Source organism: Enterobacter cloacae complex sp. SHL021 (assembly GCF_049237765.1).
Classification (GTDB): Bacteria; Pseudomonadota; Gammaproteobacteria; order Enterobacterales; family Enterobacteriaceae; genus Enterobacter; species Enterobacter cloacae.
In genome coordinates this window covers 1-22724 of the sequence record NZ_JBMKJG010000012.1, presented here as the reverse complement: position 1 = coordinate 22724, position 22724 = coordinate 1, and the positions used below count along the sequence as shown (strand labels likewise).

21 protein-coding genes are annotated in these 22724 nt (G+C 57.5%); 15 read left to right on the top strand and 6 right to left on the bottom strand.

Annotated elements, in window-relative coordinates; translation table 11 throughout:
- The 3 genes from lsrD to lsrA are packed head-to-tail and all read right to left on the bottom strand — an operon-like array spanning position 1 to position 3494.
- Positions 1–978 (bottom strand): autoinducer 2 ABC transporter permease LsrD, encoded by a 978-nt coding sequence (gene lsrD, locus ACOTZF_RS13550; protein WP_014833377.1) that lies wholly within the window; start codon positions 976–978, stop codon positions 1–3.
- The gene (gene lsrC, locus ACOTZF_RS13545) at positions 979–2010 is read right to left on the bottom strand and encodes an autoinducer 2 ABC transporter permease LsrC (protein WP_013098849.1); all 1032 of its coding nucleotides are present in this window, start codon (positions 2008–2010) and stop codon (positions 979–981) included.
- A complete protein-coding gene (gene lsrA / locus ACOTZF_RS13540; protein ID WP_013098850.1) occupies positions 2007–3494 on the bottom strand; it encodes an autoinducer 2 ABC transporter ATP-binding protein LsrA in 1488 nt (495 codons plus the stop codon). Before lsrA ends, lsrC begins: the two co-directional genes overlap by 4 nt.
- A 215-nt stretch (positions 3495–3709) precedes the next feature.
- Here lsrA and lsrR point away from each other — a divergent pair, with 215 nt between their 5' ends.
- The 3 genes from lsrR to ACOTZF_RS13525 all read left to right on the top strand — a co-directional run bounded on the left by lsrR (position 3710) and on the right by ACOTZF_RS13525 (position 8496).
- Complete coding sequence (gene lsrR, locus ACOTZF_RS13535) at positions 3710–4678, top strand: transcriptional regulator LsrR (RefSeq protein WP_013098851.1); 969 nt, start codon at positions 3710–3712, stop codon at positions 4676–4678.
- A 35-nt stretch (positions 4679–4713) separates the two neighbouring features.
- The gene (gene lsrK / locus ACOTZF_RS13530; RefSeq protein WP_058651399.1) at positions 4714–6309 is read left to right on the top strand and encodes an autoinducer-2 kinase; all 1596 of its coding nucleotides are present in this window, start codon (positions 4714–4716) and stop codon (positions 6307–6309) included.
- Positions 6310–6474: 165 nt separating this feature from the next.
- Positions 6475–8496, top strand: a complete 2022-nt coding sequence (locus ACOTZF_RS13525) for an NADPH-dependent 2,4-dienoyl-CoA reductase (RefSeq protein WP_129317971.1) — start codon at positions 6475–6477, stop codon at positions 8494–8496.
- Here the strand turns inward: ACOTZF_RS13525 and rlmG are convergent.
- Positions 8493–9629, bottom strand: a complete 1137-nt coding sequence (gene rlmG / locus ACOTZF_RS13520) for a 23S rRNA (guanine(1835)-N(2))-methyltransferase RlmG (protein ID WP_058651401.1) — start codon at positions 9627–9629, stop codon at positions 8493–8495. The two genes, ACOTZF_RS13525 and rlmG, sit on opposite strands and share 4 nt — an antisense overlap.
- Before the next feature lie 84 nt (positions 9630–9713).
- On the opposite strand from rlmG, the gene ACOTZF_RS13515 reads away from it, so the two are divergent.
- The 4 genes from ACOTZF_RS13515 to sstT all read left to right on the top strand — a co-directional run bounded on the left by ACOTZF_RS13515 (position 9714) and on the right by sstT (position 13955).
- A complete protein-coding gene (locus tag ACOTZF_RS13515; protein ID WP_038985775.1) occupies positions 9714–10217 on the top strand; it encodes a YgjP-like metallopeptidase domain-containing protein in 504 nt (167 codons plus the stop codon).
- Positions 10218–10287: 70 nt separating this feature from the next.
- Complete coding sequence (locus ACOTZF_RS13510) at positions 10288–11286, top strand: Gfo/Idh/MocA family protein (protein WP_013098856.1); 999 nt, start codon at positions 10288–10290, stop codon at positions 11284–11286.
- A gap of 251 nt (positions 11287–11537) precedes the next feature.
- Positions 11538–12503 (top strand): TerC family protein, encoded by a 966-nt coding sequence (locus tag ACOTZF_RS13505; RefSeq protein WP_013098857.1) that lies wholly within the window; start codon positions 11538–11540, stop codon positions 12501–12503.
- Positions 12504–12713: 210 nt separating this feature from the next.
- Positions 12714–13955, top strand: coding sequence for a serine/threonine transporter SstT (gene sstT, locus ACOTZF_RS13500; protein ID WP_013098858.1), 1242 nt, complete (start codon positions 12714–12716; stop codon positions 13953–13955).
- Positions 13956–14048: 93 nt separating this feature from the next.
- On the opposite strand, the gene ACOTZF_RS13495 is transcribed toward sstT, so the two are convergent.
- Entirely contained in the window at positions 14049–15536 is a 1488-nt protein-coding gene (locus ACOTZF_RS13495; protein WP_013098859.1) for a UxaA family hydrolase, read from the bottom strand.
- A 17-nt stretch (positions 15537–15553) separates the two neighbouring features.
- The gene (uxaC, locus tag ACOTZF_RS13490) at positions 15554–16966 is read right to left on the bottom strand and encodes a glucuronate isomerase (RefSeq protein WP_038420676.1); all 1413 of its coding nucleotides are present in this window, start codon (positions 16964–16966) and stop codon (positions 15554–15556) included.
- A 473-nt stretch (positions 16967–17439) separates the two neighbouring features.
- On the opposite strand from uxaC, the gene ACOTZF_RS13485 reads away from it, so the two are divergent.
- The 8 genes from ACOTZF_RS13485 (at position 17440) to ACOTZF_RS13450 (ending at position 22587) form a co-directional block, all read left to right on the top strand.
- Entirely contained in the window at positions 17440–18738 is a 1299-nt protein-coding gene (locus tag ACOTZF_RS13485) for an MFS transporter (protein ID WP_129251579.1), read from the top strand.
- 141 nt (positions 18739–18879) lie between these two features.
- A complete protein-coding gene (gene exuR / locus ACOTZF_RS13480; protein ID WP_013098862.1) occupies positions 18880–19656 on the top strand; it encodes a transcriptional regulator ExuR in 777 nt (258 codons plus the stop codon).
- Positions 19657–19999: 343 nt separating this feature from the next.
- Positions 20000–20662 (top strand): DedA family general envelope maintenance protein YqjA, encoded by a 663-nt coding sequence (gene yqjA, locus ACOTZF_RS13475; RefSeq protein WP_013098863.1) that lies wholly within the window; start codon positions 20000–20002, stop codon positions 20660–20662.
- 2 nt (positions 20663–20664) lie between these two features.
- Positions 20665–21048 (top strand): EnvZ/OmpR regulon moderator MzrA, encoded by a 384-nt coding sequence (gene mzrA, locus ACOTZF_RS13470; protein WP_129317972.1) that lies wholly within the window; start codon positions 20665–20667, stop codon positions 21046–21048.
- Between the two features lie 142 nt (positions 21049–21190).
- Positions 21191–21559, top strand: a complete 369-nt coding sequence (locus ACOTZF_RS13465) for a DUF1090 domain-containing protein (RefSeq protein WP_020689388.1) — start codon at positions 21191–21193, stop codon at positions 21557–21559.
- 29 nt (positions 21560–21588) lie between these two features.
- The gene (locus ACOTZF_RS13460; RefSeq protein ID WP_013098866.1) at positions 21589–21894 is read left to right on the top strand and encodes a DUF883 family protein; all 306 of its coding nucleotides are present in this window, start codon (positions 21589–21591) and stop codon (positions 21892–21894) included.
- A gap of 1 nt (position 21895) precedes the next feature.
- Positions 21896–22294, top strand: a complete 399-nt coding sequence (locus ACOTZF_RS13455; protein WP_013098867.1) for a phage holin family protein — start codon at positions 21896–21898, stop codon at positions 22292–22294.
- Positions 22291–22587, top strand: a complete 297-nt coding sequence (locus ACOTZF_RS13450) for a YqjK-like family protein (protein WP_013098868.1) — start codon at positions 22291–22293, stop codon at positions 22585–22587. Before ACOTZF_RS13455 ends, ACOTZF_RS13450 begins: the two co-directional genes overlap by 4 nt.
- Positions 22588–22724 lie beyond the last annotated feature (137 nt).

Genomic DNA, 22724 nt, shown 5'->3' with positions numbered 1-22724 from the left:
TTACGCTCCGGATAGTTTTCTAAAGAGAGAACGCACCCATTCACGGTGCAGACTCAGCGAACGTCCCATCACCACCACAACCAACAGCGCCCCTGACAGCGCGCTCGACACCTGGTTGGGGATGCCGACCATCTGTAACCCCTGCTGCAGGTACCCCACCAGCAGCGCTGCCAGTGCCGTACCGATAACTGAACCTGACCCGCCATAAATATTCGCCCCGCCGAGTACGGCAGCGGTGAGGGCTGGCATCAGCAGATCGCGCCCCAGATCCGAGCGCGCGGAACCGAAATAGGAGACCATCACCAGGGCGGCAATGGCCGAGGCGACGCCCACCAGGCCATACAGCGCGTAGGGCATGCCGTTAACCGACAGCGCCGCATAGCGCGCGGCGCGCGGGTTCTGGCCGATTAAGAACAGATGCCGCCCAAAGCGCCCGCGGTGGGTAATCAGCCAGAAGAAGAGCGTAATGAGCGCAAACAGCACCAGCGGAATGGGCAGACCTGACACGGTCAGGTTAGCGAACGCGGTAAAGCTGTCCGGGAAGCCGCCGATGCCCTCATAGCCCGTCGCGCCCGCCATGCCGGAGAGCAGCAGCGCCCCGCCGCCGTAGAGGTAGAGCGTGCCGAGAGTGATAACTAAAGGGCTGATACCCGTGTAGTGGATCAGCGCCGCATTCACCAGCCCGCACAGCAGGCCCAGCAGCAGTGTCAGAGGAATGGCGACCGCCATCGGCCAGCCCGATTGCATCATCACCCCCAGCGCAATGGCGCACAGGCCAATGGTTGAACCGAGGGAGATATCGATCCCGCCGCTGATAATCACCAGCGTCAGCGGCAGCGCCACAATGCCGATGCAGATAAAATCGCTGGTGCTGAACAGCAGCATGTTGATGTCGAGCATCCGCGGGTTGATGGCGCCAAAGAGCAGGATCTCCAGCACCAGTAAGATCAGCAGCGCGCTTTCCCAGTTAAGCTTCATTTACGCCACCTCTTTTTTGCGTTTGGGAAATGGGGTGACGTGCTTTCCCCCTCTGTTACCCGGCTGGAAGCGACCGTATTTCAGCGCCCGCTGATGACGCGCCAGCGCCTGGCGCAGACGCCCGTCGAGCACCAGCACGCCCAGTAGCACCAGCCCGGCGATAAAGTCATTCCACCACGCCGGGAGCTTAAACAGCACCAGTACGGTGTCGATTTGCGTCAGGAAAAAGGCCCCAAGCAGTGCGCCAATCAGCGTGCCCGTCCCGCCCAGCAGCGAAATGCCGCCGAGCACGCAGGCGGCGATGGCTTTCATCTCCAGCCCGCTCCCGGTCTGGTTTGGCACAAAGCCAATCTGCGCGGCAAAGACAATCCCGGCGCAGGCCGCCAGCATGCCGTTGAGAGTAAAGGCGATCATCCGCGTGCGGTTAACCGCCACGCCCAGCTGGCGCGCGGCGGCAAGGTTATCGCCCACGGCATAGAAATCGCGTCCAAACGCGGTACGCGAGAGCGTCCACGCGCCGACGGCGGCCAAAAACAGCACCACCATGCCGAGCGGCGAAATGCCCACGGCTACGGGTTCAGAGAGGGATTTCAGCCCCGGCGGTAACCCTTCAATCCACTTTCCACCGGTCCAGAGCAGCATCGCCCCGCGATACAGCCCCAGCGTGCCGAGGGTGGCGACAATCGCCGGGATGCGCAGCGCCACCACCAGAAACCCGTTGAACGCCCCTGCCAGCGCACCGACAGACAGCGCGAACAGCATCGATACCGGCAGGCTGTAGCCATTGTTCAGCGCCACGCCGACGGCGATGGCTGAGAGCCCCACGGTGGAGCCCACGGAGACGTCAATATTGCGGGTCAGCATCACCAGCGCGGCGCCAAGCGCCAGCAGGATCAGGATTTGCGCGCTGGCGAAGATCATCCCCAGCGTCTGAAGGCTCAGGTACGCCGGATTAAGCGCCACCAGCACGGCAAACAGCGCAAGAATGGCGAGAAACGCGCTCAGCTCGCGGTTTTTCAGTAACGTCTTCATGATTGTCCTCCGAACGCCAGCGCCATCATCCGATCGAGGCTGACGGCATGGCGCGGCAACTCGCCGCTGAGCACGCCCTGGTGCATGACCAGCACGCGATCGGCAAGGCCAGGAAACTCATCGAGATCGCTTGAGATCATCAGCACTGCCACGTTCTGCGCGGCCACGCTTTTGATGAGCTGGTAGATATCGGCACGTGCCGACACGTCCACGCCGCGCGTCGGTTCATCGACGATCAGCAATAACGGGTTGGCTTCCAGACAGCGGGCCAGCAGCACTTTCTGTTGATTCCCGCCGGAGAGGGTGCGCACGGTTTGATCCGCATGGTTGAGTTTGATCCCCAGCGCGCGGTGGTAACGCTCCACCACCGCGGACTCCCGCTTGCGCTGCTGCCAGAGAGACGGCTCGTTCAGCGCCACGGTGTTCCAGCGGATGGGTGCATCCAGGAACAGGCCGGACACCTGCCTGTCTTCCGGCAGATAAACCAGGCCTTTGTCCAGCCGGGCGCCCACGCTCTCGTGAGTGATCTCCTGATTCTCCAGCCAGACCCGTCCCCCACGCACCGGACGCAGGCCGTAGAGCGTCTCGGCAAATTCGGTGCGCCCGGATCCGACCAGCCCGGCCAGACCGACGATCTCGCCTGCGTAGATCTCAAGCGAGAGATCGATAAACCCCTCCCCGGTAAGATCGTCCACGCGCAATACCGGAAAATCCTGCGGCTGGGTGCGACGGTTTCCCGGCAGCGCCAGCCACAGTTTTTGCGCATCGCTTAAGCCTTTCTCCCGGCTCACCGGCGTCATGGCGGCAATCAGCGCGTTATCGTCGAACTGCGCGGTTTCCCCGCTGAGCACTACGGCACCGTCGCGCATCACCGAGACGTGGCTTGCCAGCTGGCGGATCTCCGGCAATTTATGCGAGATAAAGACGATGCCGACGCCCAGATCCTGCAGGGCGCGGATCTGGCGAAACAGACGTTCGGTTTCACCCGGCGTAAGGGAGGCCGTGGGCTCGTCGAGGATCAGGATCGTTGCGTTACGCATCAGACCGCGCAGGATCTCCACCATCTGCTGATCCGCCACTTCCAGCGTACTGGCGGTGGCGTCGAGATTTAGCTGGCACTGAAGCTGCTGCAGCTTCTCCGTCAGCCGATTCTCTCTTTCCCGTTCACGCGGCAGGCGGAAAAGGATGTTTTCCCGCACCGTCAGATTGGGGAACAGGAGCGGTTCCTGGGGCACCAGATAGATACCTAACTTATGGGCCTGCACGGGCGTGAGCCGCGCATATGAATGACCTGCTACGGAAAGTTCACCGCTGTCCGGCGTCTCCACCCCGGCGATGATCTTCATCAGCGTCGATTTACCCGCGCCGTTCCCGCCCATCAGCGCATGCACCTGGCCCGCAAGCAGCGTGAAATCAATGCCTTTCAAAACCGGCACCCCGGAAAACTGCTTGCAGATGGCTCGTGCTTCGATAAGTGGGGTCATCATCGCTCCGCTATTGAACAAATGATTTTTAGATTTAATAATGTTCAAAAGCGTAGACGGTGAACTATATTTACAACCGTGCAGGGATCACAGTTTTATCGATTAAGATCCATCTGAGAAAGAAACTATCTAAATGATCCGTTTTGCCGCGTGGCTCACACTTTCGACCTGCGCCGTCACGAACATATGATCTAAATTTTTATAAGAGTTCAATTATGAGCGATAAACGCACTGCGGAAGAAGGTCGGTTTGCCGGGCTGGCACTGGCGGAAGAGGAGCTGGTTGCCCGCGTGGCCTGGTGTTACTACCACGACGGATTGACGCAAAACGACATTGGCGAACGGCTCGGCCTGCCGCGCCTGAAGATCTCTCGCCTGCTGGAGAAAGGTCGCCAGTCAGGGGTGATCCGCGTGCAGATCAACTCCCGCTATGAGGGCTGTCTGGCACTGGAAACCGAACTGCAGCAGCGCTTTGGGCTAAAGCTGGTGCGCGTGCTGCCAGCACTGAATACCCCGCCAATGAACGTGCGGTTAGGCATTGGTGCCGCGCAGTCGTTAATGGGCGTGCTGGAACCCGGCCAGCTGTTAGCGGTGGGATTTGGTGAAACCACCATGAGCAGCCTGCAACATTTAAGCGGCTTTATCAGCTCGCAGCAGATCCGTCTGGTCACCCTTTCCGGCGGCGTGGGGCCGTATATGACCGGTATCGGCCAGCTGGACGCGGCATGCAGCGTCAGCATGATCCCCGCCCCGCTTCGCGTCTCCTCCGCCGAGGTGGCTGGGATCTTAAAACGTGAAACCAGCGTGCGGGACGTGATCCTCGCCGCAACGGCGGCCGACGTGGCGGTGGTCGGGATTGGGTCCGTGAACCAGCGTCGTGATGCAACGATATTGCGCTCAGGCTACATCAGCGAAGGTGAACAGCTGATGTATGCCCGTAAAGGGGCCGTCGGCGACATTCTCGGTTATTTCCTCACTGCCGAAGGAGAGTGCGTTGAAGAGCTGGAGATCCACAAAGAACTGCTGGGCGTCACGCTTGATGAACTGGCGCAGTTACCTACCATCGTCGGCGTGGCTGGCGGTGTTGAGAAAGCCGATGCGATTTACGCCGCACTGAAAGGTCGCCGTATCAATGGCCTGGTGACGGAAGAGACAACAGCCCGCGCGGTGCTGGCCCTGACGTAACGGGGTAAGCCCTGCGCTAACAACGAGGCAAACTCATGAGTTACCTTTTAGCGTTAGATGCAGGGACAGGCAGCGTGCGTGCCGTTATTTTCGATCTGCAGGGCAACCAGGTTGCCGTGGGTCAGGCCGAGTGGCAGCACCTGAGCGTGGAAAATGTGCCGGGCTCGATGGAGTTCGACCTCAATACCAACTGGCGGCTTACCTGCCAGTGCATCCACCAGGCGCTGGATCGCGCGCACCTGAGCGCGGCGGATATCCAGTCCGTCGCCTGCTGCTCCATGCGCGAAGGGATCGTGCTGTATGACCGCAACGGTGAGGCCATCTGGGCCTGCGCCAACGTCGACGCCCGCGCCAGCCGCGAGGTGGCCGAACTCAAAGAGATCCACGACAACCAGTTTGAATCCGAAGTGTACGACGTTTCCGGCCAGACCCTGGCCCTGAGCGCCATGCCGCGTCTGCTGTGGCTGGCGCACCATCGCCCGGATATCTATCGCAAGGCTGCCACTATTACCATGATCAGCGACTGGCTGGCGGCGAAGCTCTCCGGCGAGCTGGCGGTCGATCCATCAAATGCGGGCACTACGGGGATGCTGGATCTCTTCTCCCGCGACTGGCGGCCAGCGCTGCTGGATATGGCCGGGCTGCGCGCCGATATCCTCTCTCCGGTGAAAGAGACCGGCACCGTGCTGGGCGCTATCACCCATGATGCCGCACAGCAGAGCGGCCTGCGTGAAGGCACCCCTGTGGTGATGGGCGGCGGCGACGTGCAGCTGGGCTGTCTGGGGCTGGGCGTGGTCCGCGCCGGGCAAACGGCAGTGCTGGGTGGTACCTTCTGGCAACAGGTGGTCAATCTGCCGCAGGTGCGCACCGATCCTGAGATGAATATTCGCGTGAACCCACACGTCATCCCCGGTATGGCGCAGGCGGAATCGATCAGCTTCTTCACCGGCCTGACCATGCGCTGGTTCCGCGACGCCTTCTGCGCGGAAGAGAAGCTGATCGCCGAACGTATGGGGATGGACACCTATTCCCTGCTCGAGGAGATGGCGAGCCGGGTGCCCGCGGGTTCGCATGGCGTGATGCCCATCTTCTCCGACGCGATGCATTTTAAGCAGTGGTACCACGCCGCCCCGTCGTTTATTAACCTCTCCATCGACCCGGAAAAGTGCAACAAAGCGACGCTGTTCCGCGCGCTGGAAGAGAACGCAGCGATTGTCTCGGCCTGTAACCTGGCGCAAATCTCACGTTTCTCCGGCGTTAACTTCGAGAGCCTGGTGTTTGCCGGAGGCGGTTCGAAGGGGGCGCTATGGAGCCAGATTTTAAGTGACGTCACCGGTTTGCCGGTGCGCGTACCGGAAGTGAAAGAGGCGACGGCGCTGGGTTGCGCCATTGCCGCCGGAGCCGGGGCCGGACTGTTTGCGGATATGGCCACCACCGGCGAGCGGCTGGTGAAATGGAGCCGCGAGTTTACCCCGAACCCGCAGCACCGGGCGCTGTACGATGGCATGATGCAGAAGTGGCAGGCGGTGTACGCCGACCAGCTCGGTCTGGTGGACAGCGGGCTGACGACGTCAATGTGGCAGGCACCTGGGCTGGTGCGAGCATCCCCCTCACCCCGGCCCTCTCCCTAAGGGAGAGGGAGATTAAGTCCCCTCTCCCTGTGGGAGAGGGTTAGGGTGAGGGCATTATTTGAATCCCATCACAATCACTGCATTCCCCTTTTCCCTTTTACTTTCTGCTGGCTAAATTAGTAACTCATCCGACCACATAACAATAATTTTACACTGGAAGAGACTATGAGCCGCTACCCGTCGCTATTCGCCCCCCTCGATCTGGGGTTCACAACGCTCAAAAACCGCGTGTTGATGGGCTCAATGCATACCGGGCTGGAGGAGCATCCGGACGGGGCCGAGCGTCTGGCGGCCTTTTATGCCGAGCGCGCGCGCCACGGGGTGGCGCTGATCGTCACCGGGGGTGTGGCTCCCGCGCCATCAGGCGTGGGGATGGAAGGCGGAGCGGTGCTTAATGATGCGTCACAGCTGCCGCACCATCGCATTGTGACCGATGCCGTTCACAGCGAAGGCGGTAAAATTGCCCTGCAGATCCTGCATACCGGGCGTTATAGCTATCAGCCCAATCTGGTGGCACCGTCGGCCATTCAGGCACCGATTAACCGCTTCAAGCCGCATGCCCTCAGCCACGATGAAGTGCTGGCGCTGATTGACGACTTCGCCCGCTGTGCGGCGCTGGCGCGTGAAGCGGGCTATGACGGCGTCGAGGTAATGGGCTCCGAGGGCTATCTGATTAACGAATTTCTCGCCGCCCGCACTAACCAGCGTGACGACGAATGGGGCGGCGATTATGCGCGACGCATGCGCTTTGCCGTCGAAGTGGTACGCGCCGTGCGCGAACGTGCGGGCGCTGACTTTATTATCATCTTCCGCCTGTCGATGCTGGATCTGGTGGAAGGCGGCGGGACGTTTGACGAGACCGTCCAGCTGGCGCAGGCGATTGAAGCCGCCGGTGCCACCCTCATCAATACCGGGATTGGCTGGCACGAGGCGCGCATCCCGACTATCGCCACGCCGGTACCGCGCGCGGCATTCACCTGGGTTACGCGCAAGCTGAAAGGCAAAGTGTCTGTTCCGCTCGTGACCACTAACCGTATTAACGATCCGCAGGTGGCGGATGATGTCATCTCACGCGGCGATGCCGATATGGTGTCGATGGCGCGTCCGTTCCTGGCAGATGCAGAACTGCTTTCCAAAGCGCAAAGCGGGCTTGCGGATGAGATCAACACCTGCATCGGCTGTAATCAGGCCTGTCTGGATCAGATCTTCGTCGGGAAAGTGACCTCCTGCCTGGTTAACCCCCGCGCCTGCCATGAAACCAAAATGCCGGTGCTCCCGGTAGACAAATCAAAACGCCTGGCGGTTGTCGGGGCGGGCCCCGCGGGGCTGGCGTTTGCGGTAAATGCGGCGTCGCGCGGGCACAGCGTGACGCTGTTCGATGCCGCAGGCGAAATTGGCGGGCAGTTTAATATTGCCAAACAGATCCCCGGCAAAGAGGAGTTCTATGAAACGCTGCGCTACTACCGCCGGATGATCGAGCTCACGGGTGTGGATCTGCGGCTCAACCAGTGGGTGAGTGCGCCAGATCTGCTGGATTACGACGAGGTGATCCTGGCAAGCGGGATCGCACCGCGCACGCCTGCGATCGAGGGTATCGATCATCCTAAAGTGCTGAGCTATCTCGATGTGCTGCGCGATAAAGCGCCGGTTGGGGAAAACGTCGCCATTATCGGCTGTGGCGGGATCGGCTTTGATACCGCCATGTATTTAAGCCAGCCGGGCGAGGCCACCAGCCAGAACATTGCCGAATTTTGCGTGGAATGGGGCATCGACACCAGCCTGAGCCAGTCCGGCGGCCTGCGCCCGGAAGGGCCACAGCTGCCAAAAAGCCCACGGCAGATCGTCATGCTGCAGCGCAAAGCGAGTAAGCCGGGTGAAGGACTGGGGAAAACAACCGGCTGGATCCACCGCGCCACCCTGCTTTCGCGCGGCGTGAAGATGATCCCGGCGGTGAGCTATCAGAAGATCGACGACGACGGCCTGCACGTCACGATCGGCGGTGAGCCACAGCTGCTGCGCGTGGATCATGTGATTTTATGTGCCGGGCAGGAGCCGAAGCGCGATCTGGCGGATCCGCTGCGTGAGGCAGGTAAAACGGTGCATTTGATCGGCGGGTGCGATGTGGCATTGGAGCTGGATGCGCGGCGGGCCATTGCGCAGGGCACCCAGCTTGCACTGGTTATTTAGCGACGACGTCCCAGCTTCACCGCTTTCAGCACCACGAACTTGTTGTTGGTGGCGATGGTGACGCAGTTACCGAAAATCTTCTTCAGCTTGTGGAAGTAGTCCAGGTGACGGTTCGCCACAATATACAGCTCGCCGTTGATTTTCAGGCAGCGGCGCGCATGGTGGAACATCTCCCACGCGACGTTATCCGTCAGGGCGTGCTTCTGGTGGAACGGCGGGTTGCAGAACACGGCGTTGAAGCGGAATGGCTCCACGCCGGACAGCGCGTTGTTGATCATGAACTCGCAGCGGTCCAGCGCCTCAGGCATGTTGGTTTCCACGTTCAGACGGCTCGACGCCACCGCCATCGGCGATTCGTCGCTGAACACCACGCTGGCGTCCGGGTTCTTCGCCAGCAGCGTCAGGCCAATCACGCCGTTGCCGCAGCCCAGGTCGACAATTTCCCCTTCCAGATTTTCCGGCAGGTGTTCCATAAAGAAACGCGCGCCGATGTCCAGACCGGTGCGGGAGAAGACGTTCGCGTGGTTATGGATGGTCCAGTCTGTGCCTTCCAGCTTCCAGCTCAGCGTCTCTGGCGCGTCAGCCAGTTCCGGCGCGCTGAAGGTACAGTTGATCAGGCGCGCTTTTTTCCAGGCCAGCGTCGTGGTGGTCGGGCCCAGCACTTTCTCGAACAGCTCCAGCGTTGAGGTATGAATATCACGCGCCTTCGCGCCCGCGATGATGCGCGTCTCTGGCGTGACGACTTTCCGTAATGCACGCAGTTGCTGCTCCAGCAACGCCATGGTTTTTGGCACTTTGATCAGCACCACGCCCGGCGCCTGCGGGTAGTCTGCGGTGCTGTCGAGGAACTTCACGCTGGATTCATCGAGATCGTTGTGACGCAGGTTTTCACGCGTCGCCAGCTCGCTTAAGTATGAATCGCCAATGCTATAAGGCGTGTGCGCCGCAAGGGCGCAGCCCAGCGCACCGAAGGCATCATTCAGGATCAGAACCGGGCCGCGAATTTCAGTGTCATCCAACTGTTGCAGCAGATATTCATCCGCCGCTTCCCACGCCTGAAGCGGGTTAACGTCGTCCGTCTCCGGGAAACGTTTAAGGTTGAGTGAACGGAAACCGTTGTCTAAGTGGCTCATCGGCCCTCCTGAATGGTAAAATTTGGCGTTATCCCTGAAAAGGGTGCGTGAGTATACCCGTTTTCAACTTATTTTGGGGTTTTGATGAACCAGCTGACTTATCTCCAGGGCTACCCGGAGCATTTGCTCTCCCAGGTACGCACGTTAATTGCCGAGCAAAAACTGGGGACGGTGCTGGAAAAACGTTATCCCGGCACGCACGATGTCGCGACCGATAAGGCCCTCTGGCAGTATACGCAGGATCTCAAAAACCGGTATCTGAAGAGTGCCCCACCCATCAATAAAGTGATGTACGACAACAAGATCCACGTGCTGAAAAACGCGCTCGGCCTGCATACGGCCATTTCACGCGTACAGGGCGGTAAGCTAAAAGCAAAAGCCGAGATCCGCGTCGCCACCGTCTTTCGCAACGCACCGGAAGCCTTTCTGCGGATGATCGTGGTGCACGAGCTGGCGCACCTGAAGGAAAAAGAGCATGACAAGGCGTTCTATTCCCTGTGCTGCCATATGGAGCCACAGTACCATCAGCTGGAGTTTGATACCCGTTTGTGGCTTACGCATTTATCGTTAAAGAGTAATGCGCAGTAGCGCACTGGTTTTGCAACAATCACGTGCTACAGTGGCTAAAGGTTCCCCGCTATGGAGTACGTAAACGTTTATGATACGTTTCGCAGTCATTGGTACGAACTGGATCACGCGCCAGTTCGTCGACGCCGCCCACGAAACCGGCAAACTTAAGCTCACCGCCGTCTATTCCCGCAGCCTTGAACAGGCGCAGGCCTTCGCGAACGATTATCTGGTTGAACATCTGTTCACCTCGCTTGATGAGATGGCGCAAAGCGACGCCATTGACGCGGTCTATATCGCCAGCCCGAACGCCCTGCACTTCCCGCAAACCCGGCTCTTCCTCAGCCACAAAAAACATGTCATTTGCGAGAAGCCGTTGGCCTCGAATATCGAGGAAGTGGAAGCCGCCATTCAGTGCGCCCGCGACAACCAGGTGGTGCTGTTCGAAGCGTTCAAAACCGCCAGCCTGCCGAACTTCCTGCTGCTACAGCAGTCTTTGCCGAAGGTGGGCAAAGTGCGCAAAGCCTTTATTAACTACTGCCAGTACTCGTCGCGCTACCAGCGTTATCTGGACGGCGAGAACCCGAACACCTTTAATCCGGCCTTCTCCAACGGCTCGATTATGGACATCGGTTTCTATTGTCTGGCCTCTGCGGTTGCCCTGTGGGGCGAGCCGCACGGCGTAACGGCCACTGCCAGCCTGCTGGAAAGCGGTGTGGATGCGCACGGTGTCGTGGTGCTGGATTACGGTGATTTCAGCGTCACGCTGCAGCACTCCAAAGTGAGTGACTCCGTCCTGCCAAGTGAAATTCAGGGTGAAAACGGATCGCTGGTTATCGAGAAGATCTCCGAATGCCAGAAACTGAGCTTTGTGCCACGCGGCGGTAAAGCGCAGGAGCTGACGCAGCCTCAGCATATTAACACTATGCTCTATGAGGCAGAGGTCTTCGCCCGTCTGGTGGAAGACAACGAAGTGAATCACCCGGGGCTTGCGATAAGCCGCACCACGGCGAAGCTGCAAACGGAAATCCGTCGCCAGACCGGCGTGGTTTTCCCGGCTGACGGCGTGAGCACAGAAGCTATCGCGTAAAGCTGTGTAATGAATGGCTGAGGACCATTGACGAAACTGATGGTCTGACATATTTTGTTACGAGCAAAGGGGAGTAACTTCCTTGCCGGTGGATCGTCATTACGATGCGTGCAAAACCGCATCCGGTCGCCGGGCAACCTTCGTGGTTGTAAGTGAGACCTTGCCGGAAGGCGAGGTCTATGCATAAAAAGCTAACGGCTATCGTCTTCTGACCATGGCCGTTTTTGTTTTTTATGTGTAAGGAAAATAGTATGCATTCTGTCGGCACTCCAATGTTGTGGGGCGGATTCGCGGTTGTCGTGCTCATCATGCTGGCAATCGACCTCTTTTTGCAGGGCCGTCGCGGCGAGCACGGTATGAGCGTCAAGCAAGCCGCCGTCTGGTCGCTGGTGTGGGTATCCCTCTCACTCCTTTTCTGCGCCGCCTTCTGGTGGTATCTGGCCTCGACCGAAGGCCGTGCGGTGGCTGATCCTCAGGCGCTCGCCTTCCTCACCGGTTATCTGATTGAAAAAGCGCTGGCGGTTGATAACGTCTTCGTCTGGCTGATGCTGTTCAGCTACTTTGCCGTGCCTGCTGCCCTGCAGCGTCGCGTGCTGGTTTACGGCGTGCTGGGGGCAATCGTCCTGCGTACCATCATGATCTTCGCCGGAAGCTGGCTGATAACCCAGTTCGAATGGCTGCTGTACGTCTTTGGCGCGTTCCTGCTGTTCACTGGGGTTAAAATGGCGCTGGCGAAAGAAGACGAAACCGGTATTGGTGATAAGCCGCTGGTGAAGTGGATCCGTGGTCATCTGCGCATGACGGACAAAATCGAGAGCGAGCATTTCTTTGTCCGCAAGAATGGCCTGCTGTTCGCCACCCCGCTGCTGCTGGTGCTGATTCTGGTGGAGCTGAGCGATGTGATCTTCGCCGTGGACAGTATCCCGGCTATCTTCGCCGTCACTACCGACCCGTTCATTGTGCTGACCTCTAACCTGTTCGCTATTCTCGGTCTGCGTGCGATGTATTTCCTGCTGGCAGGCGCGGCTGAGCGCTTCTCAATGCTGAAGTACGGTCTGTCGGTGATCCTGGTGTTTATCGGTATCAAGATGCTGATTGTCGATTTCTACCATATCCCGATTGCCATCTCGCTCGGCGTGGTGTTTGGCATTCTGCTGGTAACGCTGATTATCAATACCTGGGTTAACCGCCAGCACGATAAAAAGCAGCAGGCGTAGTGCGTTTTGCCGGGTGGCGCAGCGCCACCCGGCGCTTTCGTTAATCAATAGTTAAAAAACATGACGCAACACGTAAAATCCAGCATTTTACTCTTCCGCCTTTCCTCGCTTTCCCTGATACTCAACCAGGCAAACAAATACTTACATCCGGACATAAATGTGCCTTAGAGCACAGCCAGGATGGAACGCAATTTCACTCAGGAATAACGTATGAGCACACAATCACGCGGTCTGTTCGCGCGCCTGGCGCAGGGCAGCCTTGTAAAACAAATTCTGGTCGGGTTGGTACTGGGTATTCTGCTGGCTATGGTGTCAAAACCTGCTGCAGAAGCCACGGGGCTGCTTGGAACCCTTTTCGTTGGCGCACTGAAAGCCGTGGCACCGGTACTGGTTCTGATGCTGGTCATGGCGTCGATTGCCAACCACCAACACGGACAAAAAACCAACATTCGGCCGATCCTCTTCCTGTATCTTCTGGGCACCTTCTCCGCTGCCTTAACCGCCGTGGTATTTAGCTTCCTGTTCCCGTCTACGCTGCACCTGACCAGCGCGGCCGGTGATGTCACGCCGCCATCCGGGATTGTGGAAGTGCTGCGTGGCCTGCTGATGAGCATGGTCTCTAACCCAATCACGGCGCTGATGAACGCAAACTACATTGGCATCCTGGTCTGGGCAATTGGGCTGGGCTTCGCGCTGCGTCATGGTAATGAGACCACGAAAAACCTGGTTAACGATGTCTCGAACGCCGTGACCTTCATGGTGAAAATCGTTATTCGCTTCGCCCCAATCGGTATTTTTGGTCTGGTCTCCTCTACGCTGGCAACCACCGGTTTTGACGCGCTGTGGGGCTACGCACAGCTGCTGATCGTCCTGGTTGGCTGCATGCTGCTGGTGGCGCTGGTAGTTAACCCCCTGCTGGTGTTCTGGCAGATCCGCCGCAACCCGTATCCACTGGTAATGACCTGCCTGCGTGAAAGCGGCGTGTACGCCTTCTTTACCCGCAGCTCTGCAGCTAACATTCCGGTTAACATGGCGCTGGCGGAAAAACTGAATCTGGATCGTGATACTTACTCCGTGTCTATCCCGCTGGGTGCAACCGTGAACATGGCGGGCGCGGCGATCACCGTCACCGTGCTGACCCTGGCGGCAGTGCATACGCTGGGTATCGCGGTGGATCTGCCTACGGCGCTGCTGTTGAGCGTGGTGGCCTCGCTGTGTGCCTGTGGCGCATCCGGCGTGGCGGGCGGCTCTCTGCTGTTGATCCCGCTGGCGTGCAATATGTTTGGTATCCCGAACGAAATTGCCATGCAGGTGGTCGCAGTCGGCTTCATTATCGGTGTGCTGCAGGATTCCTGTGAGACGGCGCTGAACTCTTCTACCGACGTGCTGTTCACCGCTGCGGCCTGTCAGGCGGAAGATGCGCGTTTAGCGAAGAACGCATTACGAGGTTAACAGCAAAACGGCAACCCTGAGGTTGCCGTTTTTAGTGTTTGTCCCCTCTCCCGTGGGAGAGGGTCAGGGTGAGGGCACCGGCCCGCACCCAACTTACAACGTCACCCCACTCTTAAAGATCGCCAGCTCACGGAAGTCGTTTTTCTCGTTGCAGGTCTGCTTGCCGTTGGCAAATTCCACAATACTGTCCACAAACTCCGTCAGCAATTCAGGCATTGCTTTACCGTGAATGAGCTGACCGGCATCAAAGTCGATCCAGTGCTTTTTCTTCGCCGCCAGTTCACTGTTGGTGGCAATTTTGACCGTCGGGACAAACCCGCCGTACGGCGTACCGCGGCCGGTGCTGAACAGCACCATGTGGCAGCCGGCACCGGCCAGCGCGCTGGTGGCAACCGCATCGTTCCCCGGGGCGCTCAGGAGATTCAGTCCGTGGGTTTTCAGGCGTTCGCCGTAGCGCAGGACATCCACCACCTGGCTGGCGCCCGCTTTCTGGGTACAACCCAGTGACTTCTCTTCAAGCGTGGTGATCCCACCCGCTTTGTTACCCGGCGACGGGTTCTCATAAATCGGCTGGTTGTGAGCGATGAAGTACTGTTTGAAATCATTCACCATGGTGACCGTTTTCTCAAACGTCGCTTCATCACGGCAGTGGCTCATCAGGATACGCTCGGCACCGAACATCTCCGGCACTTCCGTCAGCACCGTCGTTCCCCCGTTGGCGATCACATAGTCCGAGAAGCGGCCCAGCATCGGGTTCGCGGTGATGCCGGAAAGACCGTCCGAGCCACCACACTCCAGCCCAAACTTAAGCTCGCTAAGCTTGCCCGGCTCACGTTTATCGTGACGCATCGCCTCATACAGCTGGTGCAGTTGCTCAACGCCCGCTTCCACTTCATCATCCTGATGCTGACACACCATAAAGTGCACGCGCTCAGGGTCAAACTCGCCCAGCGTCTCCCGGAAGGCATCCACCTGGTTGTTCTCGCAGCCCAGGCCAATCACCAGCACCGCCCCCGCGTTCGGATGACGCACCATGTTTTGCAGCATGGTACGGGTGTTGATGTGATCGTCACCCAGCTGTGAACAGCCGTAGGTGTGGCTGAACAGGTGCACGCCGTCAATGCCTTCGGCATCGTGAGTCTCTTTCAGGAAACGCGTCTGGATTTGACGCGCGATCCCGTTCACGCAACCGACTGTCGGGAGGATCCAGAGTTCGTTGCGGATCCCTACCTCACCGTTGGCGCGGCGGTAGATCTGCACCTCACGATCTGCCGCCTGCTCCTCTTGCGCATGGAAATCAGGTTGATAGCTGTACTCGTCCAGATCGCTCAGATTGGTGCGGGTATTGTGGGAATGAATGTATTCACCCGGCGCAATATCCGCCAGCGCATGGCCAATCGGTAAACCGTACTTCACCACGTTCTCCCCTTTCATAATGGGGATCAGGGCAAACTTATGTCCACGTCCAATGGCCTGGCGCAACGTGACCGATTGATTACCGAAAGTGACCTCTGTTCCTTCGGTCAGATCTGCCAGCGCGACGCCGACGTTATCCAGCGAATGGATTTTGATGTAGTGCATATCAACCTCAAACGGGCTTAGTTCAGTTCAATGGCGAAGTAGTCACGCGCATTGTTAAAGCAGATGTTTCTCACCATCTCGCCAAGCAGCTGGATATCCGCCGGTGCTTCGCCCGCGTGCACCCAGCGGCCAATCATCTGGCACAGAATGCGGCGGAAGTATTCGTGGCGGGTGTAGGAGAGGAAACTGCGGCTATCGGTCAGCATGCCGACAAAGCGGCTTAACAGACCCAACTGCGCCAGTTGCGTCATCTGACGCTCCATGCCATCTTTCTGGTCATTGAACCACCAGCCGGAGCCGAACTGCATCTTGCCCGGCATCCCTTCACCCTGGAAGTTGCCGATCATGGTGCCCAGCACTTCGTTATCGCGCGGGTTCAGGCAGTAGAGAATGGTTTTGGGCAGCAGGTTTTGCTCGTTCTGTTTGCTCAGCAGTTTAGAGAGCGCTTCGGCCAGCGGACGGTCGTTGATGGAGTCAAAGCCCACGTCCGCGCCCAGCAGTTTGAATTGACGCTGGTTGTTATTACGCAGCGCGCCAATGTGGTACTGCTGCACCCAGCCGCGACGGGCATATTCAGCGCCAAGGAAGACCAGTACCGCAGTTTTGAACTGGGCAACTTCATGCTCGCTCAGGGCTTCACCGGAGAGACGGCGCGCCAGAATGCTATCCAGTTCGGCTTCGTTAGATTCTGCAAACAGCACCACGTCCAGGGCATGGTCAGAGACTTTACAGCCGTGTGCCGCAAAGTGATCCAGACGTTTGATCAGCGCGCTCTGCAGGTCCGCAAAACGACGGATGTCGGTGTCAGAAACCTCGCCCAGCTTCGCCATATAGTCGCTAAAGGTGTCGAGTTCGATGTTAAAGGCTTTATCCGGACGCCAGCTTGGCAGCACTTTGATATCAAACGCGGTGTCTTTTGCAATGACCGCGTGATGTTCAAGCGAGTCGATCGGGTCGTCAGTGGTGCCCACCATCTTCACGTTCATCTGCTTCATGATGCCGCGCGCGGAGAAGTTATCCTGTGCCAGCAAGTCGTTGCACTGCTCCCAGATCTCATCTGCCGTAGCCGGTGAAAGCAGCTTACCGGTAATGCCAAACGGACGGCGCAGTTCGAGGTGCGTCCAGTGATAGAGCGGGTTACCGATGGTCTGCGGCACGGTAGCCGCCCAGGCATCAAATTTCTCGCGGTCGCTTGCGTCGCCGGTACACAGGCGTTCAGCGACGCCGTTGGTGCGCATGGCGCGCCATTTATAGTGATCGCCCTTCAGCCAGATGTCATACAGGTTTTTAAAACGGTAATTGTCGGCAACCTGCTGCGGCGGTAAATGGCAGTGGTAATCAAAAATGGGCTGGTCTTTTGCGTAGTCGTGATACAGGCGGCGGGCAAATTCAGTGTCTAACAGAAAATCGTCGGTCATAAACGGTGTCATTATCGTCTTCCTCGTAACGGGAGCGGCAGAAAGCTTATGTTCAGATGCTGCAAAGTTATCACACCAATTTCCAGAGCCTGAGGTTTTTTTCGTGAGTTGGATCAATAAACCTGGACAAAAAAATTACCCCGAATGAGGTAAACCCTTCTGCAGACCGCGTCAGGACTGGCTTCGCCTGCGCCAGATAATGCCCCTACAAAGAATCATACATTTGTGATGTCACTCACCTTTTAAAGTTGTATGACAAGTTATCTTTTCGCCGTCGCAAACACGCAGCCGACGGAATGCATTACCGGTGTCAGACATCGGATTTAACGGTACGGAAACCGACTTATGCACGCTTATTTATGGCAAGGTTCGGGCCGTTCCGGGACGTTCTCCCGGTTACGCCCCTCCCGTTACACAGCCCTCCCCCAAACCGGTGAGAGGTTGCCGTGCCCTGGCACGGAAATAACATAACGATGAGGTTTTAGATGCGTAAAATTAAAGGGTTACGTTGGTATATGATCGCACTGGTGACGCTCGGCACCGTGCTGGGCTACCTGACGCGTAACACCGTGGCAGCCGCCGCGCCCACGTTGATGGAAGAGCTGCACATCTCCACGCAGCAATACTCCTACATCATTGCCGCCTACTCCGCGGCTTATACCATCATGCAGCCTGTTGCAGGCTATGTGCTGGACATTCTCGGTACCAAAATCGGTTATGCCTTCTTCGCCATCGCCTGGGCGGTGTTCTGCGGTGCAACGGCGCTGGCAGGCAGTTGGGGTGGCCTGGCGCTGGCACGCGGCGCGGTAGGTGCGGCGGAAGCGGCGATGATCCCGGCAGGGCTGAAAGCCAGCTCTGAGTGGTTCCCGGCAAAAGAGCGTTCCATTGCGGTCGGTTACTTCAACGTCGGCTCGTCCATCGGGGCGATGATTGCCCCTCCTCTGGTAGTGTGGGCCATCGTCATGCACAGCTGGCAGATGGCGTTTATTATCTCTGGCGTACTGAGCTTTGCCTGGGCCATGGCGTGGCTGGTGTTCTATAAACACCCGCGTGACCAGAAAAAACTGTCTGAAGAAGAACGCGAGTACATCATTGGCGGTCAGGAAGCGCAGCACCAGACCAACAACGGCAAAAAAATGTCCGTCTGGCAGATCCTGGGGACCCGTCAGTTCTGGGGTATCGCTCTGCCACGTTTCCTGGCTGAACCGGCCTGGGGCACCTTTAACGCCTGGATCCCGCTGTTCATGTTTAAGGTCTATGGCTTTAACCTGAAAGAGATCGCCATGTTCGCCTGGATGCCCATGCTGTTCGCTGACCTGGGCTGTATCGTGGGTGGTTACCTGCCGCCACTGTTCCAGCGCTGGTTTGGGGTGAACCTGATTGTTTCCCGTAAGATGGTGGTGACCATGGGCGCACTGCTGATGATTGGCCCGGGGATGATCGGCCTGTTCACCAGCCCGTACGTGGCTATCGCCCTGCTGTGCATCGGTGGTTTTGCACACCAGTCGCTCTCCGGTGCGCTGATTACCCTCTCGTCTGACGTGTTCGGCCGTAACGAAGTGGCAACGGCCAACGGCCTGACCGGGATGGCCGCCTGGACCGCAAGTACCCTGTTTGCGCTGGTGGTGGGTGCGCTGGCGGATACCATCGGTTTCAGCCCGCTGTTCGCGGTACTGGCTATCTTCGACCTGATGGGGGCAGCCGTTATCTGGACGGTGCTGAAAAGCAAATCTGCCGACGAACTGGCGAAAGAGTCCCTCGGGAAACCGGCGACGCAGAGTTAGCATTGCTGTCCCGGGTGGCGCTGCGCTTACCCGACCTATAAAACCAGCCGCCTCCGGGCGGCTTTTTTAATGGCAAAATCTGGAGAGTGGCATGCAAAAGTGGTATAACAAATCATCCGCCGTACCCTGCCTGGAGCGCATATGGAAATCACCGAACCACGTCGTTTATATCAACAACTTGCTGCCGAGCTGAAAGATCGCATCGAGCAAGGGGTCTATCTTGTCGGTGACAAACTCCCCGCTGAGCGCTTCATAGCCGATGAAAAAAACGTGAGCCGCACCGTGGTGCGTGAAGCGATCATCATGCTGGAAGTGGAAGGTTACGTTGAGGTTCGCAAAGGTTCCGGCATTCATGTGATTTCTAATCAGCCTAAACACTCGCCTGTTGCGGACGAAAGCCTGGAATTTGCCAGCTATGGTCCGTTTGAGCTGCTCCAGGCCCGCCAGCTCATTGAAAGCAACATTGCGGAATTTGCGGCAACCCAGGTGACCAAGCAGGACATCATGAAACTGATGGAGATCCAGGAGAACGCCCGCAAGGAAAAATGTTTCCGCGATTCGGAGTGGGATCTGCAGTTCCACGTTCAGGTGGCACTGGCAACGCAAAATACGGCGCTGGCCGCAATTGTAGAAAAAATGTGGACTCAGCGCGTTCACAACCCGTACTGGAAAAAACTGCACGATCATATCGATTCACGTACGGTGGATAACTGGTGTGACGATCACGACCAAATCCTCAAGGCGCTGATTCGTAAAGATCCCCACGCCGCGAAACTGGCCATGTGGCAGCACCTCGAGAACACCAAGCAGATGCTGTTCAATGAGACCAGTGACGACTTCGAATTTAACGCCGACCGTTATCTTTTTGCGGATAATCCTGTCGTTCACCTCGATACCGCGTCAAGTCAGGCAAAATAGTTTGCCTCCGTGCTGGCAGGCGCTTCGCTGCGCCTTCCCGCGCTTATGGGTAAGCAAAACATATATAGTGTCAGCCTTTGTAAATCCCCTCGCTCACTTCCAGGGCTTACGCCAAAATCATCACACCCTGCAAATTCTGTGACGCAGAACGTTGGGCTTTGTTACAATTGGATTCAATTCCTTATTTTGTAAGTTAGTGCTTGCTAACCAGCCAATTAACAGGGAACAGTGTTGGCCACACCGCAATGTGTCCGCGAGCGACCATAATGAAATCACAACAATGTCGCCGTGCTGTTTGTCCCGGATAACAGGCGTGACGTTAACCGATTTCCAGGAACACTGAATGGAACTTTTGACCCAACTACTGAATGCCCTCTGGGCTCAGGATTTCGAAACGCTGGCCAACCCTTCCATGATTGGCATGCTCTATTTTGTCCTGTTTATGATCCTGTTCCTTGAGAACGGTCTGCTGCCTGCGGCCTTTTTGCCCGGCGACAGTTTGCTGGTGCTCGTCGGCGTGCTGTGTGCCAAAGGGGCGATGGCGTTTCCGCAAACCATTTTTTTACTGACCGTCGCCGCCAGCCTCGGCTGCTGGGTGAGCTACATCCAGGGACGATGGCTTGGCAATACGCGGATCGTGCAGAACTGGCTTTCGCACCTTCCGGCGCATTATCACCAGCGGGCGCACCATCTTTTCCATAAGCACGGCCTTTCCGCACTGCTGATTGGCCGCTTTATTGCGTTTGTACGTACTTTGTTGCCGACCATCGCGGGTCTGTCAGGTCTCAGCAGCACTCGCTTCCAGTTCTTTAACTGGATGAGCGGCCTGCTGTGGGTGCTGATCCTCACCACGCTGGGCTATGCGCTGGGTAAAACGCCGGTCTTCATGAAGTATGAAGATCAGCTGATGTCATGCCTGATGCTGCTGCCTGTCGTCCTGCTGGTCTTCGGCCTGATCGGTTCGCTGGTTGTCCTGTGGAAGAAAAAATACGGAGCCAGGAGCTAACCATGGTTATATCAGCGCTCTCCCTGCGTCGTAGTGCGTACGCACTGATCGCCCTGGTGCTTATCAGCGCCATGCTTCTGATCTGGAGCGCGCTTTCGCATCAGGAATCTACGCTGGCCATTCGCCCGGTTAATCAGGGTGTCAGCGTACCGGATGGGTTTTCTGTCTGGCACCATCTGGATGCCAACGGGATCCGCTTTAAAAGTATCACCCCACAAAACGATGTGTTACTGATCAAGTTTGACTCTCGTGCACAGAGCGCGGCCGCGAAAGTGGTGCTTGACCGCACGCTGCCGCAGGGATACATCATTGCCCAGCAGGACGATGACAGCCGTCAAGCGGCCTGGCTGTCGCTGATTCGCGATACGTCGCACCGATTTGGATAATTACCAGGATTCCGAATCTTTTCACCCACTTTGGTGAATCCCCCGTTTACTTACTATGCTTAAGTACGCGGAGCACCCCTCAAATGTTCTCCGCTTAGTCTGGATAGCGGCGTATGCCGCAACACAATGGAAGGTTTCGATAATGAAATTCCGCATTACTCTGGCTTTGGCCCTTTTATCTTTAAGCACTGCCTCCTTCGCCACTTCTCTCTGTCAGGAGAAAGAGCAGGATATTCAGCGCGAGATCGGTTATGCCGAAAAGCACAACAATCAGCATCGTGTTGAGGGGCTGAAAAAAGCGCTGAGCGAAGTGAAAGCGAACTGTTCAGACAGCCAACTGCGTGCCGATCACCAGAAAAAAATCGCTGAACAGAAGGACGAGATAGCCGAGCGTCGTCACGACCTGCAGGAAGCGAAAGAGAAAGGGGATGCGGAAAAAATTGCCAAGCGCGAGAGAAAGCTGAAAGAAGCGCAGGACGACCTGAAAGCGCTGGAAGCTCGCGATTATTGAGTTAACGGAAATCTCAACAGGAGAAAATCATGTCAAAAGATACGACGTCTGAACATCTGCGCGCTGAACTGAAATCCCTGGCTGACACCCTTGAAGAGGTGCTGAACTCCTCCGCCGATAAGTCAAAAGAAGAGGTCAGCAAACTGCGCAGTAAAGCGGAGCAAGCGCTGAAAGAGAGCCGTTATCGCCTGGGTGAAACCGGTGATGCGCTGGCAAAACAGACCCGTGAAGCCGCAGCGCGTGCTGACGAATATGTTCGCGATAATCCGTGGACGGGTGTCGGTATTGGTGCCGCAATCGGTGTGGTACTGGGCGTACTGCTGACGCGTCGTTGATATGGAAGATCCTCGTCACGCACAAGGGCCTGCTAACAACGTCCTCGGCATCGGCCAGCGTATCTTAACGACGCTGGTCGGGATTGCCGAAACGCGCGTCCGGCTGGCAGTGGTAGAGCTGGAAGAGGAGAAAGCCAACCTCTTCCAGATGCTGCTGATGCTTGGACTGACCATGCTCTTCGCCGCGTTTGGTCTGATGAGCCTGATGGTACTCATCATCTGGGCCATCGATCCGCAATATCGACTCAACGCGATGATTGCCACCACCGTCGTTTTGCTGGTTGCAGCACTGATTGGCGGTATCTGGACGATGCGCAAAGCGCGTAAGTCCACTTTCCTGCGCCATACGCGCCAGGAGCTGGCGAACGATCGCGCTCTGCTGGAGGATGACAAGCCGTGAGCGATAAAGCCGAACGTGAAAAGCGAAAAGCCTTTCTGTTAAGTCAGATCCAGCAGCAACGGCTGGATCTGTCTGCCAGCCGTCGCGACTGGATTGACGCGACGCGTCGGTTTGACCGTGGCTGGAACACCTTCCTGAGCCTGCGTTCCTGGGCTCTGGTTGGCAGCAGTGTGATGGCAATCTGGACGATCCGTCATCCGAATATGCTGATCCGTTGGGCCCGACGCGGCTTTGGTGCCTGGAGCGCCTGGCGCCTGGTGAAAGCGACGATTCGCCAGCAGCAGCTTCGGTGATAAAAGCAAAACGGTAACCCTGGTTACCGTTTTTTATTTTTACGCCCTCTCCCTGTGGGCTGAGGGTTCCCCAGAAAAATGAAAAGCACGATGAAGTGTGATCTACTGGTTGCGCTAACAAATCAGAAGAGACCTCA